The organism is Polymorphospora sp. NPDC051019 (assembly GCF_040683055.1).
Taxonomy (GTDB): domain Bacteria; phylum Actinomycetota; class Actinomycetes; order Mycobacteriales; family Micromonosporaceae; genus Polymorphospora; species Polymorphospora lycopeni.
Window position 1 is genome coordinate 214,909 of record NZ_JBFBCH010000005.1, and the last position, 15,439, is coordinate 230,347.

Sequence of the window (15,439 nt, forward strand, 5' to 3'; positions counted from 1 at the left end):
GGGAGACAACATGGCGGCGATGAAGCCGCGGACCGGAGACGGTCCGCTGGAGGTCACCAAGGAGGGCCGGGGCATCGTCATGCGTGTTCCGCTCGAGGGTGGTGGCCGGCTCGTCGTTGAGATGACGCCCGACGAGGCCAATGCGCTCGGTGATGCGCTGAAGGCTGCCGCCGGCTGATAACCACGAGGCCCGCCGGCACGGCACTGCCGTACCGGCGGGCCTTCTATGCACAAAGACCTGGAGGTCATCGCACCGTGCTCGCCATCCGACTCGCGGTGGATCCGGACCTGTCCGGTGTGGTCGCGCTGCCCGTGGGTGCCGCGGACGACGACGGCCGGGCGGCGCTCCTCGCGCCGTTGCCGGGCGTGCCCGACGACCTGGTGGCGGAGGCCGCCGCGCTGATCGAGCAGGTCGAGCACGACGGGGCGCCGGGGGTGGTGCACCAGTTGCCCCGGCCGCTGCGCACGCCGTACCGGTTGCTGTTGGTCGGCGTCGGGGACGGTGGAGAGGGCGGATGGCGGGCCGCCGGTGCGGCGATCGCTCGATCCGCGGCAAGTGAGACATACGTCACGACTGTCACGCCTGTCGATGTGTCCGTGGGTGTGCTCCGCGGGCTCGCCGAAGGGCTCTGGCTCGGGTCCTACCGGTACCGGCTGACCGACGAGTCGGCGGGCGACGGAAAGACCCTGACCGAGGTGGTCGTGGCGGTGAACGACGCCGACCGTTTCCGGCCGACGCTCGCCGCCGCGCGGATCACCGCCGAGGCCACCCGGCTCGCCCGGGACCTCACCAACACGCCGTCGTCGGTGAAGAACCCGGCCTGGTTCGCCGACCGGGTGACCGAAGCCGCCGCCGGCACCGGGCTCGGCATCACCGTCCGCGAACCGGACCAACTCGCGGCCGAGGGCTTCGGCGGCATCCTCGCCGTCGGCAAGGGCTCCGCGCAGGGGCCCCGGTTGGTCGAAGTCGAGTGGCGGCCGCCCGCGGCGACCCGGCACGTCGTACTCGTCGGCAAGGGCATCACCTTCGACACCGGCGGCGTCTCGATCAAGCCCCGCGAGGGCATGAAACTGATGCGCAAGGACATGGGCGGAGCGGCCGCCGTCGTCGCCGCGGCCATCGGCGCCGCCCGGCTCGAACTGCCCGTACGCGTCACCGCGCTCGCCCCGCTCGCCGAGAACATGGTCAGCGGCTCGGCGTTCCGCCCCGGCGACGTCATCGCGCACTACGGCGGCACGACCAGCGAGACGACGAACTCCGATGCCGAAGGCCGGCTGGTCCTCGCCGACGCCATCGCGTACGCCGTCGACCGGCTCGCCCCCGACCTGATCATCGACCTCGCCACCCTGACCGGCGCCAACGCCGTCGCGCTCGGCAAGCGCACCGCCGCGCTCTACAGCGACAGCGACGAACTGGCCGAGTCGATGGTCGACGCCGCCGCCGAAGCCGGCGAGTTCGCCTGGCGGATGCCACTGGTCGGCGACTACGTCGAATACCTCGGCAGCGAGATCGCCGACTACTACAGCGCGCCCGAACGCGGCGCCGGATCGGTCACCGCCGCGCTCTACCTGCGCGAGTTCACCGGTGACCTGCACGACCGCTGGGTGCACATCGACATGTCCGCCCCGTCGTGGGCGGACAGCGACGACCGCGAGCTGAGCAAGGGAGCCACCGGGTGGGGCGTGCGGACCCTGCTCCGCTGGCTCTCCCGGCCGTAGCTTTCCCGGCCCTAGCGCCGTTCCGGCGCGTCGCACAGCGCGGAGGCGCTGTGCGACGCCCCTAGCGCTTCACCGCGGTCAGCAGGCCGGCGCCCGCCGGGAGCAGCGCGGGAATCCACTCCTCCGACTCCCGTACGGCCTTGACCACCTCGCGCACCGCGACCGTCTCCAGGTCGCGGGCCGCCGGGTCGGCGATCCGCCCGCCGGCCAGCGCACCGTGCACCGCCAACACCCCGCCCGGGCGCAGCAACCGCAACGCCGCGTCCACGCACGGGGCGTACTCGGCGGTGTCGGCGTCGACGAAGACCATGTCGTAGACCCCGTCGGCCAGCCGCGGCAGCACGTCCAACGCCCGACCGGTGATGATCCGGGTACGGCCGGCCACGAAGCCGGCCTCCACGAAGATCCGGCGGGCGATCCGCTGGTGCTCGTGCTCCAGGTCGATGGTGGTGAGCACCCCGTCGGGGCGCATGCCGCGCATCAGCCACACCCCGCTGACACCCGTACCGGTGCCGATCTCGACGACCGCCCGGGCGTTCCCGGCCGCCGCCAACAGGCGCAGCAGGGCGCCGGTGCCGGGCGTCACGGCGTCGAGGCCGACCTCCTGGGCCAGGCTTCGGGCCGTACGCAGGACGACGTCCTCCGCGACGTATGTCTCGGTGAACTGGACGGCCTGGGCAGTCGTCGCGGCGGCTGAGCCGGCAACCGTGGCGATGGGACACCTCCAGCGGCGGGGGTGGGCGGACGAGGCTGGGTAGAGCCTAGATCCGGTGGTACAGGATTGGCAGTCAGGACATGGGTGGCCGACGAAGCCGTGCGGGATCCGCCGACCGGCTATCGAGCATCCGTGCAATCCTGGAGGCGGGCCGGGGCCCTCCGGGGCGGTTCGCCGCCGGCGTGGCGCACCCGGGCTCCGGGGATGGGACTGGGAGGCACCAACGTGACCGACGGCTGGAACTGGCGCCAGCCTGACGGGAACGCGACTTCGGCATACCCGCCGGCGCCGCCGCCGTCAGCAAACCCGACCAGCGCCGCGGGCGCGAACTCCTCGCCCTGGTGGTCCGACGCCCTGCACGACCCGTGGCGCGACCCGCAGGCGCCGACGGCGATCGTCGTGAACCCCGTACCCGCCCCCGGCACCCCCGGCCCCGAACCGGTCGTCGACCCGGACGCGCCGCGTCCCCGTGGCCTCGGCCGGGTCATGCTGGTCTCGCTCGTCACCGCCCTGCTCGCCGGCATGCTCGGCGGCGCGATCGGCTACGTCGCCGCCGTCCGCGGCGGCCTCGGCGGCGGTACGGTGCTCGGCGCCCCGACCGGCGGAGAGGCGCCGGCCGCCGCCCAGCGTCCGCCCGAATCACTGGCCGGCGTCGCCGAACGGCTGCTGCCGAGCGTGGTGACCGTACAGGCCAGGACCGGGCGGGGAGTCAGCGTCGGGTCCGGGTTCGTCGCCACCGCCGACGGCTACGTCATCACCAACGACCACGTGGTCGAGGGCAGCACCGGCCCGGCCACCGTGGTCTTCGACGACGGCAGCACGGCCAGCGGCCCGGTCGTCGGGCAGGACCCGGAATCCGACATCGCCGTAATCAAGATCGACCGGAGCGGACTGGTGCCGGTCGAGTTCGGCGACTCGGACGCCCTCGCCGTCGGCGACCCGGTGCTGGCCATCGGCTCGCCGCTGTCGCTGGCCAACACGGTCACCGCCGGCATCGTCAGCGCCCTCGACCGGACCATCCAGGCCGGCGAACCCGGCGGCCAGGTGCGCTACTACGCGGCGATCCAGACCGACGCCGCCGTCAACCAGGGCAACTCCGGCGGTCCGCTGGTCGACTCCGCCGGCCGGGTCGTCGGCGTCAACTCGGTGATCAAGTCCCTGGCCGCCGACGAGGAGACGGCCGGCAACATCGGCCTCGCCTTCGCCATCCCGATCAACCAGGCCAAGCGCGTCGCGCAGGACATCATCGACACCGGCAAGCCACGCCGTACCGTGATCGGCGCCCAGGTCGGCGGCGGCCGGGCCCCGGGCGGGGCCGGCGGCGTACGACTCTCGTCCGTCGAACCCGGCGGACCGGCCGAAAGCGCCGGGCTGCGCGGCGGCGACGTCGTGCTCAAACTCGACGGGCGCCCGCTGGCCGAGGCGACCGACCTGATCGCCCTGGTACGCAAGTACGCGCCCGGCTCGGTCGTCACCGTCGAATACCGGCGCGGCACCGCCCAGCAGACGGCATCCGTCACCCTGGCCGCCGACGTCAAGTAACGACCGTTCACCCCCTGCCGGACCGGGGATGACGTGCGTACTCTGGCCGGGAGCGACGAGGAGGGCGGGACCGTGTTCGAGAACCTGAACTGGTGGGAGATCGGAGCCCTGCTGCTCCTGGCCCTGTTGATCTTCGGTGACCGGCTGCCCAACGTGATCAACGACGGCCTGCGCATGCTGCGCAACCTCCGCCAGATGGCCACCAACGCCACCGGCGACCTCAGCCGCGAACTCGGCACCGACATCCAGCTCGAAGACCTCCACCCGAAGGCGTTCATCCGCAAGCACGTCCTCAGCGAGGAAGACGAGGCCCTGCTGCGCAAGCCGCTCCAGTCGGCGTACGAAAACGTCCGCTCCGACCTGACCGGTGTGCACGACGAACTGAAGGATGTCGCCAGCGCGGCCGACCTGAGAAAGTCGGCCACCAGCCTGCAGAAGCCGAGGCTCACCAAGTCGGCCACCCGCACCGCCGAAGCCAACGGCACCGCGACCGCCCCGGCACCGGCCACCCGGTCGTTCGACGTCGACGCGACTTAAATCATTGGTCCTCGCTGAGCTGATTCGTCCTCGCTCCGCTCGGACGGCTCGCTCCGCTTCGCGCCGCCTGAATGCACCGTCTTCAGGCTGCGGGCATGACGGCTCCGCCGCATGTCCTCGGGCTCCAGACGGTGCGGCGGCGCTCGGTCGACTCGCGACCTGGGTTGCGGTTCAGGGCTGTCCGTCGATTGCTTCGCCGAACCTTGCGGTTACAGGTCCACAACTGCACCCGGCAACCGTTGGCGGTGAAGCCGCCGCTGACGTCCGCGGTGGGTTCGGGACCCCCGCCGGCGCACCATCTAACGGTCGGAATCCTCGCGGCCGTGTCCGGGCGAGGGGCAAGCAGACCCGGGGGCATCTTGCCTGGCCGACGTGGGCGGTGATGTTGATCTGGGCGGGAGGGACCTTACCCGGGCTGGATAAGGTCCCTCCCGCCCAGATCAACAACGATTGCTGGCCGTAGTTCCGGCAAATCCGGCAGGGGCTGGTTGGGCGCCCCCGTGCCTCGGGCCTCGGGCCGGGCGGTCGTGCCTGCGGCCACCCCGAGCCGGGCGGCCATGTCTACGGCCACCCCGTGTCGGTGGTGCACCTGGGCGGGGCGGCCGGCGATAAGCGGTAAGGCCCCGGCGAAGCAATCGGCGGACAGGTCTGACCGCAACTCACGTCGCGAGTCGACCGAGCGCCGCCGCACCGTCTGGAGCCCGAGGACCGCGCCGCGAAGCGGTCGCGGCCCGCAGGGCGAAGACGGTGCATTCAGGCGGCGCGAAGCGGAGCGAGCCAGCCCTCGCGGAGCGAGGGCCAGCCAGCTCAGCGAGGGCCAATCAGCTCAGCTGGGGCGGAGGCCCAGGGGCTTGCCGATCAGGGATTCGCGCCGTACGGCGAGCCGGTCGGCGACCCCCTGCAGGGCCAGTGCGGCGGGTGCGGTCGGCTCGGCGAGCACGATCGGCGTGCCGGCGTCGCCGGCTTCGCGTACGCGGGTGTCGAGCGGGATCTGGCCGAGCAGCGGGACCTGGGCGCCCACGACGCGGGTCAGCGAGTCGGCGACGGTGGCTCCGCCGCCGGCGCCGAAGACCTCCATGCGGCTGCCGTCGGGCAGTTCGAGCCAGGACATGTTCTCGACCACGCCGACGAGACGCTGGTGGGTCTGCAGCGCGATCGCGCCGGCGCGTTCGGCGACTTCGGCGGCGGCGGTCTGCGGGGTGGTGACGACGAGGATCTCGGCGTTGGGCAGGAGTTGGGCGAGTGAGATGGCGACGTCGCCGGTGCCGGGCGGCAGGTCGAGCAGGAGTACGTCGAGGTCGCCCCAGTAGACGTCGGCGAGGAACTGCTGGAGGGCGCGGTGCAGCATGGGGCCGCGCCAGACGACGGCCGCGTTGCCGGCGGTGAACATGCCGATGGAGATGACCTTCACGCCGTGCGCCTGCGGCGGCATGATCATGTCTTCGACCCGGGTGGGGCGCCCGTCCGCGCCGAGCATGCGGGGGACGGAGTGGCCGTAGATGTCGGCGTCGACGACCCCGACGGAGAGGCCGCGGGCGGCGAGTGCGGCGGCCAGGTTGACGGTGACGCTGGACTTGCCGACGCCGCCCTTGCCGCTGGCGACCGCGTAGACGCGGGTGCGGGAGCCGGGCTGGGCGAAGGGGATGACGGGCTCTTCGGTGGCGCCGCCGCCACGGAGCCTGGCCTGGAGCGACTGCCGCTGTTCGGCGCTCATCACACCGAATTCGATCTCGACCCGTTCGACGCCGGGGACCGCGCCGACGGCGGCGGTGATGTCGGTGCGCAGCTTGTCCTTGAGCGGGCAGCCGGCGACGGTGAGCAGCAGTTCGACCCGTACGACGCCCTCGTCGTCGATCACCGCTGATCGGACCATGCCGAGTTCGGTGATCGGGCGGCGGATCTCCGGGTCGTCGACTGTGGCGAGGGCGGCCTGGATGGCTTCCTCGACGGTGCTCACGGGTGCAGACATGCGGCCATGTTACGTCGGGTGACGAGGGCGATCGGCGGCTGCGGTGGCCGGGTGTGACGAAGGTCGATAGGAGGCCCGGAGCGGCATTATAGGCATCTCGTCCGTCCTGGGCGGCTCTTTGCAAAATGTGGTTTTCAGGCTGGACGCCGTACCCGACCTGGTGCAACGATCGTTGAAGACCGCCGCGCGCCCCGCCCCTTGGGGCGCGCGGCGCCGGTCTTTCCGCCGCCGGCCAGCTGGCCGACCAGGCTCGACCGGGCGGCGACGCTCAGGGACTGCCGAGTTCGTCGTACGGTTCGTCGAAGCCGTTGCGCGCCGCCCGTGGCGCCGCCCCGCGCATTTCCCGCTGCTGCTGGATGCGTTCCAGCCGCTGGCGGCGCTGCGCCTGCTCGTCGAGTTCCTCGGCGAGCCGGCCGAGTTCGGAGCGCAGGAAGTCGCGGGTGGCGACCTCGCCCATGGCGATGCGCAGCGACGCGATCTCCCGGGACAGGTATTCGGTGTCCGCCTTCTGCATCTCGGCGCGCCGCCGGTCCTCTTCCAGCGCCACCCGGTCCCGGTCCGCCTGGCGGTTCTGCGCGAGCAGGATCAACGGTGCCGCGTACGACGCCTGCAGCGACAGGACCAGGGTCAGGAACGTGAACGTGTACGGGTCGAAGCGCAGCGCGGGCGGGGCGAGCACGTTCCAGCCGATCCACAGCAGGATCACCACGGTCATGTAGACGAGGAACTTCGCCGTGCCCATGAACCGGGCGATCCCCTCCGACCAGGCGCCGAACGCCTCGGGGTCGAACCGGGGCATGCTGATGCGGTGGCGTTCGCGCGGCTGGTCGAGCCGTTGCGCGCGGCGCGGCTCAGCCATCGATCCGGCCCTCGGTGCTCGTGGCGGCGGGCCGCGCGGGGGTGGGCGCGTCCCGGTCGCGCCAGTCGGTCGGCAGCGAGTGGTCGAGTACGTCGTCGACGGTGACCGCCCCGACCAGCCGGTTGGCGGCGTCGACGACCGGCATGGCGACCAGGTCGTAGGTGGCCATCCGGCGGGTGATCTCGGGAAGCGGTGTGGCCGGCTGCAACGGGTCGATGCCGTTGTCGACCACCCCGCCGAGCATCTCGGCCGGTGGTTCGCGCAGCAGGCGCTGGAAGTGCACGACGCCGAGGTATTTGCCGGTCGGGGTCGCCATCGGGGCGCGGGCGACGAAGACCTGCGCGGCGACCGCCGGCGGGAGTTGGGGTTCGCGGATGCGGGCCAGGGCCTCGGCGACCGTGGCGTCCGGGGTGAGGATGACGGGCTCGGAGGTCATCACGCTGCCGGCCGTACCCGGTTTGTATTTGAGCAGTTGCCGGACGGGATCGGCCTCGTCGGGCTCCATCAGGTCGAGCAGCACCTCCTGCTCCGGCGGTGGAAGCTCGCCCAGCAGGTCGGCGGCGTCGTCGGGGTCCATCTCCTCCAGCACGTCGGCGGCGCGTTCCCGGCCGAGCGCGGCGAGGATCTCCACCTGGTCGTGTTCGGGCAGTTCGCCGAGTACGTCGGCCAGCCGCTCGTCGTCGAGGGCCGCCGCGACCTCGTTGCGCCGGCCGTCCGGCAGGTCCTGGAGCGCGTTGGCGAGGTCGGCGGGGCGCATCTGGTCGAGCACCGCCAGCAGGTTGGCGGTGCCCCGGGTGTCGGGTACGCCGATCAGCCCGCGGACCCGGTCCCAGTCGAGCTGTTGGAGGTGCCCGCGGCGGGCGAGCCGCCCGGTCTGCTCACGTACGGCGACCCGGCTCAGGGACCATTCGCCGATCCGGTTCGCCTCCATGGCGACGTCGACGACGACGCCGGGCCGCTCGGCCGGTTCCATGGTCACCCGCCGGTCGAGGAGGTCTTCGAGCACCAGCAGTTCGTTGGGTCGCTTCTCGAACCGGCGCAGGTTGAGGGTGCCGGTGTTGAGCACGACGGCGTCGCTGTCGATCGAGGTGATCCGGTTGATCGGCAGGAAGATCCGGCGACGCATCGGCATCTCCGCCACCAGGCCGACGACCTGTGGCGGACGGTTGGTGGTGCGCAGCCGTGCCACCGCGTCGCGGACCCGGCCGACCTGGTCGCCGTTGGGGTCGAAGACGGCGAGGCCGGCGAGTCGGGCGATGTACACCCGGTTCCCGATCGTCACGGGTCAAGCCTAGGGGCACCACCACGGATCTTGCTCGGAAGCGGAGCCCGAGGGCGACCCCGCGGGCGACCCCTCGGGTCACCGGTGACCTGCGTGGACACGCTGCGGTCCCGTGGGTCGGACCGCATATCGTTACCGACCATGTCGACCTTGGCGTACGAGATCGTGGACGTCTTCACCGACCGGCCGTTCGCCGGGAATCCGCTTGCCGTCGTCTTCGGCGCCGAGGGCCTGGCGGGCGAGCAGATGCAGGCGATAGCCCAGGAGTTCAACCTGTCCGAGACGGTGTTCGTACTGCCGACGACGCAGGCCGGCGCCACGTACCGGGCCCGGATCTTCACCCCGGAGAAGGAGTTGCCGTTCGCCGGTCATCCGAGTGTCGGCGCCGCCGTCACCTCGGCCCGGCGTGGCCTCTTCGGCAAGGGCCGGGTCACCCAGGAGTGCGAGGCGGGTCTGCTGCCGATCGACGTGTCCGACAACCGGGCCACCCTCACCGGTGCCGCCCCGACGCTCGGGCCGGAACTCGACCCCGAGCCGCTGCTGTCGATCGTGGGGCTGACCCTCGACGACTACGCCGGCCCGGTGCCGCGGGTCGCCGGCTGCGGCCTGGAGTTCCCCTATCTGGCGGTCCGTGCCGACGCGGTCGGCCGGGCCCAGATCGACGTGCCCGGGGCCGAGCGGCTGGGGGTGGAACACGTCAGCGTGCTGGCCTGGTCGGCCGAGGAACGCAGCGCGCACACCCGCGTCTTCGCCCCCGGTACGGGGGTCGTGGAGGATCCGGCCACCGGGTCGGCCGCCCTCGGCATGGGGGTGTGGCTGGTGGCCAGCGGCCTGCTGCCGCCGGACGGCGAGTCGGCGTACGCCGTCCGGCAGGGCGCGGAACTCCGCCGCCCGTCCAGCCTCGACTGCACGGTGGTGGCGGTCGGCGGGGCGGCCGTCTCGGCGACGGTCACCGGGAGTGTGGTCCCGATCGCCCGCGGCGAGATCGCCGTCCCGCCGTTCGTCGGCTGATCCGACCGCCCGCCGGCGGATCAGCGGCGCCGTACCCGGTGCAGCCGGAACGGTTTCCTGACCTGCCGTGCGGCCGGGGTCGGCCGGGGCGGGGCGGCGAGCGAGTCGTCGGGCAGCGTCGGCCCGGCGGCCAGCGGCTCGCCGGCCGGCGTCAGCCGGTTCAGCGCGCATTCGTCCGCCCAGCGGGCGACCAGGTCGGCGGCGCCGCCGGGGGCGTTGAGCCGTTTCGTCGCGACCTGCGGCGCCACCGTGGCCCACTCGTCGGAGCCGGGCGCGATCCGGGTGACCGCCGCCGGCCAGGTGACGATCTGTCCACCGTGGTCGCCGCGCAGGGTGACCGCCGCGGTGGTGGCTTCGGCGAGTCCGGGTGCGGACTGCTCGCCCGGCCCGCTGACCACGTAGAGGGTGCCGTCGACCGGCAGGCACCACAGGGCCCGGGCGGGGCCGTCGCCGACCGCCACCCACGCCACCGCCGCCTTCTTGACGGCCTCCTCGACCAGCGGTGTCGTCGCGGGGCCGCCTGCCTCGTCAGTCACGCCCTGCATCCTGCCGTACCGGGGTGCGTTCCCGCACGGTCACCGTGACCGGCGACCGGTCGCATCCGCGTGCCGGCAGGGTCGGACCGACGCGGGGCGGGTGCCGCCGGAGCCCCGGATCCACCATGGTGACGGCGTCGGTGAGGCTGGCCACGATCGGGCCGGTCCAGCCGGCGTCGGCGTCGAACGTCAGGTGCTGGTGCAGGTCGGGGGCGGCCAGCCGGACGGCGGTCATGCCGACCTCGGTCGCCCCGGTCAGTTCGCGGCTGCCGCCGTCGCCGACGTACAGGCACTCTTCGGGCGCGACGTCGAGCCGCTCGCAGGCGGTGAGATACATCCGGGCGGCCGGCTTGCACTCGCCGACCTCGGTCGAGAACACCAGCGTGTCGAGCAGCGTGGCGACCGGCAGGTGCGGCACGTACGCCGCCAGTTCGTACGTGCAGTCGCTGACCAGCGCGGTGCGCAGCCCCCGGTCGCGTACGGCCCGCAGGGCGGCCGCCGCGTCGGCCCGTAACCGGGTCTCGGCCCGCAGGGCGTCGGTGCGGGCGGCGAGTGCGTCGCGCAGGGTGTCGTCGGACGGCCGGGTGCCCATCCGGTCGCAGACGAAGCGCAGGTCGGCCTCTGCCGAGCCGAACATGCCGCTGGCCCTGGTGTAGTAGGTGCGGTCCAGGACGGTGGTGAGCGTCTCCAGGTCGGATCCGAGCATCTGCGCGATCACGGCGTGGCGCGGTCCGCGCCGGACGGCCGTGGTCAGCGTGCCGAAGAAATCGAACAGCACCGCACGGAACGGGGTCATCGGTGAATCAGCCTCCAAGGGGGAGAGGATGGTGCAAACACCGTAGTTGGCTGCTCACGGACAGTGCATCAGGTTGGAGGTGATCATCACTGTCGGCCGATCGGGGCGAATTGGCATGTCAGGATGGGCGATCGTGCACCGGCCGACTGTCGACCCGCTGACCACGGCGTCCATCTCGATCGCCATCATCGCGGTGTCGTCGTCCGCTCCGTTGATCGCGTTCGCCGCCGCGCCCGCGCTCGCGATCGCCTTCTGGCGCAACGGGCTGGCGGTGGCCCTGCTCGGGCCGTTCGCACTGCTGCGGCGGCGGTCCGAACTGCGGGCGCTGGTCCGCGGCGACGGACGCCGGGCCGGAATCTTCTGCGTGCTCGCCGGGCTCGCGCTGGCGGTGCACTTCGCCACCTGGATACCGAGTGCCAAGCTCACCTCGGTGGCGACCGCGACGGCCCTGGTGGCGACCCAGCCGGTATGGCAGGGGCTGATCGCGCTCGGCCAGGGCCGGCGACTGCCCGCCGTCGCGTGGATCGGCATATCGGTGGCGGTGGTGGGGGCGGCGCTGGCCACCGGAGCCGACCTCGGGCTCTCCCCCCAGGCGGTCCTGGGCGACCTGCTCGCGCTCGCCGGGGCCGTCTTCGCCGCGGTCTACACGGCCTTCGGCGAGCAGGCCCGCCGGGCGACCAGCACGGTCACCTACACCACGATCTGCTACGCCACCTGCGGACTGGCCCTGCTGGTGGCCTGCCTGCTGGCCGGAGTGCCGCTGACCGGTTTCTCGAACTCGGCCTGGCTGGCCATTCTCGGCCTGGTCGTGGGTGCCCAACTGCTCGGGCACTCGATGTTCAGCTACGCCCTGCGGAAGGTGTCCGCGACCACGGTGAGCATCCTGATCCTGCTGGAGGTTCCGGCGGCCGCTCTGATCGCGTGGGCCTGGCTGGGGCAGGCGCCCCGGCCGGCGGCGCTGCCCGGCCTGGCCCTGCTGCTGGTCGGCGTCGCGGTCGTCGTACTCGGCGGGAGCCGTGCCGCCCGCCGCCCGGAACCGCCGGTCGCCGACCCGCTGCCCTGAACGACGCCCGGTGCGGTGAGATCCTGCACACTGCGGACCCGGCGTCCGGTCGCCCGGTTACGGTGCCTCTGTCGATCGCCGAGGTGGCGACCGCCCGTGGGAGAAGGAGCCGCTGATGGCCGTAGTCGGACGCCCCCGCCGGTCCTGCCTGGCGGTCCCCGGATCGAGCCGGAAGATGCTCGACAAGGCCCGAGGGCTCCCCGCCGACCAGGTCTTCCTCGACCTGGAGGACGCGGTCGCCCCGCTCGCCAAGCCCGATGCCCGGCGCAACGTCGTCGCGGCCCTCAACGAGGGCGGCTGGGACGGCAAGACCCGGGTCGTACGCGTCAACGACCTCACCACGCCGTGGACGTACCGGGACGTGGTCGAGGTGGTCGAGGGGGCGGGCGCCAACCTCGACTGCGTGATGCTGCCGAAGGTGCAGGCCGCCGGTCACGTCGAGTGGCTCGACCTGACCCTCACCCAGATCGAGAAGGCGCTCGGCCTGCCGGTCGGCGGGATCGGCATCGAGGTGCAGATCGAGAACGCCGCCGGCCTGGTCAACGTCGACGCGATCGCGGCGGCCTCGCCCCGGGTCGAGACGATCATCTTCGGCCCGGCCGACTTCATGGCCTCGATCAACATGAGGTCGCTGGTGGTCGGCGCGTTGCTTCCCGACTATCCGGGCGACCCCTACCACTACATCCTGATGCGCATCCTGATGGCCGCCCGGACGTACGACAAGCAGGCGATCGACGGCCCGTTCCTGCAGATCCGCGACGTCGACGCCTTCCGCGAGGTGGCCCGGCGTTCCGCGGCGCTCGGCTTCGACGGCAAGTGGGTGCTGCACCCCGGCCAGATCGAGGCGGCCAACGAGGTGTACTCGCCCGCGCAGGCCGACTACGACCGTGCCGAACTGATCCTGGACGCCTACGACCACTACACCTCGGAGGCCGGCGGGCGGCTCGGCGCGGTCATGCTCGGTGACGAGATGATCGACGAGGCGTCCCGCAAGATGGCGCTCGTGATCGCGGCGAAGGGCCGGGCGGCCGGCCTGGTGCGTACGTCGGGGTTCACCCCGCCGCAGGACTAGACGCCGGTGGCGAACATCGCGCCGAACATGATCGCGAGGAAGCCGAAGTACGCCACCATGAACAGCAGCAGCACGGCGCTCAGCGCGATCGCGCACCAGCCGACGATCACCCCGGCCAGGGCCAGGCCGTCGCCCTGCTCACCACTGGACCGGATCTCGGCACGGGCCCGATTGCCCAGGTAGACGGCCACACCGCCGATCAGCGGACAGGTGGCCAGGCTGACCAGGGCGATCACCAGTGCGGTGACGGCCAGGGTGTTGGTCGGCCGGAGCGGTGCGAACGGACGGCTCACCGGCCCGGGCCACACCGGCCGGGCCGGCCCCGGCACCGTGCGACCGGCGTCGGCCGGTCCCGGCGGGACCCCCGGTTTGTCGAGGCTGGCCGGTCCCGGCGTCGGGGTGCCGGTCGCACCCGGCGTGCCGGTCGCCTGCGGTTCGCCGTCGGGCTTGTCCACGGTGCGCTCCCGATCGTCAGTAGGTGCTGGTCGTGTCGGCGCTGATGACGAAGGCGATGAGGGCGATGTAGCCGATGGCACCCAGGAGGTACAGCCCGGTGATGACCCAGCCGATGATGATGCCGGCCAGGGCCATGCCGTCACCGGCCTCGCCCCGCTCCCGGATCTGTCGGCGGGCCACGTGTCCGAGGACCGCGCCGACCGGAGCCGAGACGCAGGTCGCCAGACCGATGAGGGAGCAGACCAGCGCGGCGATCGCCATGCCGTTGGTCGGCGGCGGCGTCACCGGGTAGCCGTACTGCGGCGGCGGGGGGTAGCCGGACACCGGGTAGGCGTCCTTGCCGACCGGCTGCCCACTGACCGGGTAGGACGGGTCGCCGTAACCCGGCTGTGGCGTCGGCCAGGACGGGTCCGACCAGTTGCCCGGCTGCTGGGGATAGCTCATGGACTCAACTCCGTCATATCGAGGATGCGCCGTCAGGGTAGTCGCCGCCGGCCAGCGGCGGTGTCCGACACCTGGGCACGGGACCGTAACGGCTGGGCGTCGTTGCCGGCGCCGCCGGGACCGGGCAGGATCGGCGGCATGGCTTTCGACGTACGCGCCGGTGGACGGACCAGCGACCTCCTGGCCGGTGACGGCGCCGCCGAGCCCGGCCCGGCGACGCTTCGGCTCGACGGCCGGGTCGCGCTGGTGACCGGAGCGGGCAGCGCCGACGGTATCGGCTACGCCACCGCCCGGCGGTTGCGTGGTCTCGGCGCCCGGGTCGCGATCGTGTCGACCACCCGGCGGATCCACGAACGCGCGGCCGAACTCGACGCGACCGGCTTCGTCGCCGACCTGACCGACGAGGCGGAGGTCGGCGCGCTAGCCGACGCGGTCGCCGAGCAGCTCGGTGACGTCGAGGTGCTGGTCAACAACGCCGGACTGGCCAGCCGGGCCAGCCCCGAGGTGCTGCGCCCGGTCGCCCAGCTGACCTACGACGAGTGGCGGGCCGAGATCGACCGCAACCTGACCACCGCCTTCCTGTGCAGCCGCGCCTTCATCGGCGGGATGGCCGAGCGTGGCTGGGGGCGGATCGTCAACCTGGCCGCCACCGCCGGCGCGGTCAACGCCCTGCCGACCGAGGCGGCGTACGCGGCCGCGAAGGCGGGGGTGATCGGGCTGACCCGGGCACTGGCGATGGAGATGGTCGCCGACGGGGTCACCGTCAACGCGGTCGCGCCGGGCACGATCTACACGGCGGCGTCGACGGTCGCCGAGCTGAAGCAGGGGCTCGGCACACCGGTCGGCCGCCCCGGCACCCCGGACGAGGTGGCCGCGCCGATCGCCTTCCTGTGCTCGCCGGCCGCGTCGTACATCACCGGGCAGATGATCGTGGTCGACGGCGGCAACAGCGTCCGCGAGGCCGAGTTCCGGTGAACCGGCCGCGCGCCCGCCGGCCGGCGGGCGCGGCTCAGTAGGTGCTCAGGGACATGTCCCAGGGCATCAGGCCGACCCAGAGGACACACATCAGCAGGTACAGGATGGTGGCGGTGTAGCCGAAGAACAGTCCGACGTTCGCCAGGGCGCTGCCCTGCTCGCCGGTCTGTCGGATCTGCTTCTTCGCGATGTGGCCGACGACGATGCTGGCCGGCGGGAAGACCAGGAGAAGTATCAGCGCCACGATCGCCATGGTGTTCGTGCGCGCCGGAGGGTATCCGGGCGGCGGATAGCCCGGCCGCACGGGATATCCCGGTGGCGGGTAGCCGGGGTTTGCCGGGTAACCGGGCGGCGGGTAGCCGCTTACCGGGGCGCCCGGCTGGTTCCAGCCCGCGGGGGAGCCTGGCGGCGAGGCGTAGGGATCGTACGACTGGTGCGGATCCCGGTTGTCCGCCGGTGACGG

Annotated in this window: 17 protein-coding genes; 8 read left to right on the forward strand and 9 right to left on the reverse strand. The window is 72.5% G+C overall.

Features of this window, described 5'->3' with window-relative positions:
* The first annotated feature begins 10 nt into the window (after positions 1-10).
* Both AB0M79_RS12240 and AB0M79_RS12245 read left to right on the forward strand, forming a co-directional pair.
* Positions 11-178: a DUF3117 domain-containing protein gene (locus AB0M79_RS12240; protein ID WP_007455245.1), complete on the forward strand. Its 168-nt coding sequence runs from the start codon at positions 11-13 to the stop codon at positions 176-178.
* A 77-nt stretch (positions 179-255) separates the two neighbouring features.
* On the forward strand, positions 256-1,719 hold the full coding sequence (locus AB0M79_RS12245) for a leucyl aminopeptidase (protein ID WP_364211457.1): 1,464 nt from the start codon (positions 256-258) through the stop codon (positions 1,717-1,719).
* A gap of 61 nt (positions 1,720-1,780) precedes the next feature.
* Here AB0M79_RS12245 and AB0M79_RS12250 read toward each other — a convergent pair whose 3' ends face one another.
* Positions 1,781-2,350 carry an O-methyltransferase gene (locus tag AB0M79_RS12250; RefSeq protein WP_357535695.1) on the reverse strand — a complete coding sequence of 190 codons (570 nt, stop codon included), beginning with the start codon at positions 2,348-2,350 and terminating at the stop codon, positions 1,781-1,783.
* A 294-nt stretch (positions 2,351-2,644) separates the two neighbouring features.
* Between AB0M79_RS12250 and AB0M79_RS12255 the strand changes: the two genes are divergently transcribed.
* Together AB0M79_RS12255 and AB0M79_RS12260 are read left to right on the forward strand one after the other, a co-directional pair.
* Complete coding sequence (locus tag AB0M79_RS12255) at positions 2,645-3,976, forward strand: trypsin-like peptidase domain-containing protein (protein WP_364211954.1); 1,332 nt, start codon at positions 2,645-2,647, stop codon at positions 3,974-3,976.
* Between the two features lie 72 nt (positions 3,977-4,048).
* On the forward strand, positions 4,049-4,513 hold the full coding sequence (locus AB0M79_RS12260; protein WP_364211460.1) for a preprotein translocase subunit TatB: 465 nt from the start codon (positions 4,049-4,051) through the stop codon (positions 4,511-4,513).
* Positions 4,514-5,339: 826 nt separating this feature from the next.
* Here the strand turns inward: AB0M79_RS12260 and AB0M79_RS12265 are convergent.
* The 3 genes from AB0M79_RS12265 to AB0M79_RS12275 all read right to left on the reverse strand — a co-directional run bounded on the left by AB0M79_RS12265 (position 5,340) and on the right by AB0M79_RS12275 (position 8,623).
* Complete coding sequence (locus tag AB0M79_RS12265) at positions 5,340-6,482, reverse strand: Mrp/NBP35 family ATP-binding protein (RefSeq protein WP_364211463.1); 1,143 nt, start codon at positions 6,480-6,482, stop codon at positions 5,340-5,342.
* A gap of 268 nt (positions 6,483-6,750) precedes the next feature.
* On the reverse strand, positions 6,751-7,341 hold the full coding sequence (locus tag AB0M79_RS12270) for a DUF1003 domain-containing protein (protein ID WP_364211466.1): 591 nt from the start codon (positions 7,339-7,341) through the stop codon (positions 6,751-6,753).
* Positions 7,334-8,623, reverse strand: a complete 1,290-nt coding sequence (locus tag AB0M79_RS12275) for a CBS domain-containing protein (RefSeq protein ID WP_364211469.1) — start codon at positions 8,621-8,623, stop codon at positions 7,334-7,336. Before AB0M79_RS12275 ends, AB0M79_RS12270 begins: the two co-directional genes overlap by 8 nt.
* A 141-nt stretch (positions 8,624-8,764) precedes the next feature.
* On the opposite strand from AB0M79_RS12275, the gene AB0M79_RS12280 reads away from it, so the two are divergent.
* Positions 8,765-9,634 carry a PhzF family phenazine biosynthesis protein gene (locus AB0M79_RS12280; protein WP_364211472.1) on the forward strand — a complete coding sequence of 290 codons (870 nt, stop codon included), beginning with the start codon at positions 8,765-8,767 and terminating at the stop codon, positions 9,632-9,634.
* Between the two features lie 20 nt (positions 9,635-9,654).
* Here the strand turns inward: AB0M79_RS12280 and AB0M79_RS12285 are convergent, their stop codons facing one another.
* Both AB0M79_RS12285 and AB0M79_RS12290 read right to left on the reverse strand, forming a co-directional pair.
* On the reverse strand, positions 9,655-10,179 hold the full coding sequence (locus AB0M79_RS12285) for a hypothetical protein (protein WP_364211475.1): 525 nt from the start codon (positions 10,177-10,179) through the stop codon (positions 9,655-9,657).
* The gene (locus AB0M79_RS12290) at positions 10,163-10,966 is read right to left on the reverse strand and encodes an HAD-IA family hydrolase (RefSeq protein ID WP_364211478.1); all 804 of its coding nucleotides are present in this window, start codon (positions 10,964-10,966) and stop codon (positions 10,163-10,165) included. The genes AB0M79_RS12285 and AB0M79_RS12290 overlap by 17 nt, the downstream gene beginning before the upstream one ends.
* 115 nt (positions 10,967-11,081) lie before the next feature.
* Here AB0M79_RS12290 and AB0M79_RS12295 point away from each other — a divergent pair, with 115 nt between their 5' ends.
* Both AB0M79_RS12295 and AB0M79_RS12300 read left to right on the forward strand, forming a co-directional pair.
* Positions 11,082-12,029 carry a DMT family transporter gene (locus tag AB0M79_RS12295; protein ID WP_357543691.1) on the forward strand — a complete coding sequence of 316 codons (948 nt, stop codon included), beginning with the start codon at positions 11,082-11,084 and terminating at the stop codon, positions 12,027-12,029.
* Positions 12,030-12,144: 115 nt separating this feature from the next.
* Positions 12,145-13,101, forward strand: a complete 957-nt coding sequence (locus tag AB0M79_RS12300) for a CoA ester lyase (RefSeq protein ID WP_364211480.1) — start codon at positions 12,145-12,147, stop codon at positions 13,099-13,101.
* Here AB0M79_RS12300 and AB0M79_RS12305 read toward each other — a convergent pair.
* Both AB0M79_RS12305 and AB0M79_RS12310 read right to left on the reverse strand, forming a co-directional pair.
* Positions 13,098-13,556 carry a DUF4190 domain-containing protein gene (locus tag AB0M79_RS12305; protein ID WP_364211483.1) on the reverse strand — a complete coding sequence of 153 codons (459 nt, stop codon included), beginning with the start codon at positions 13,554-13,556 and terminating at the stop codon, positions 13,098-13,100. The two genes, AB0M79_RS12300 and AB0M79_RS12305, sit on opposite strands and share 4 nt — an antisense overlap.
* Before the next feature lie 16 nt (positions 13,557-13,572).
* Positions 13,573-14,001: a DUF4190 domain-containing protein gene (locus AB0M79_RS12310; RefSeq protein WP_364211486.1), complete on the reverse strand. Its 429-nt coding sequence runs from the start codon at positions 13,999-14,001 to the stop codon at positions 13,573-13,575.
* Between the two features lie 138 nt (positions 14,002-14,139).
* Between AB0M79_RS12310 and AB0M79_RS12315 the strand changes: the two genes are divergently transcribed.
* Positions 14,140-14,976, forward strand: coding sequence for an SDR family NAD(P)-dependent oxidoreductase (locus AB0M79_RS12315; protein ID WP_357543687.1), 837 nt, complete (start codon positions 14,140-14,142; stop codon positions 14,974-14,976).
* Positions 14,977-15,010: 34 nt separating this feature from the next.
* Here AB0M79_RS12315 and AB0M79_RS12320 read toward each other — a convergent pair whose 3' ends face one another.
* Complete coding sequence (locus tag AB0M79_RS12320) at positions 15,011-15,220, reverse strand: DUF4190 domain-containing protein (protein WP_364211489.1); 210 nt, start codon at positions 15,218-15,220, stop codon at positions 15,011-15,013.
* Positions 15,221-15,439 lie beyond the last annotated feature (219 nt).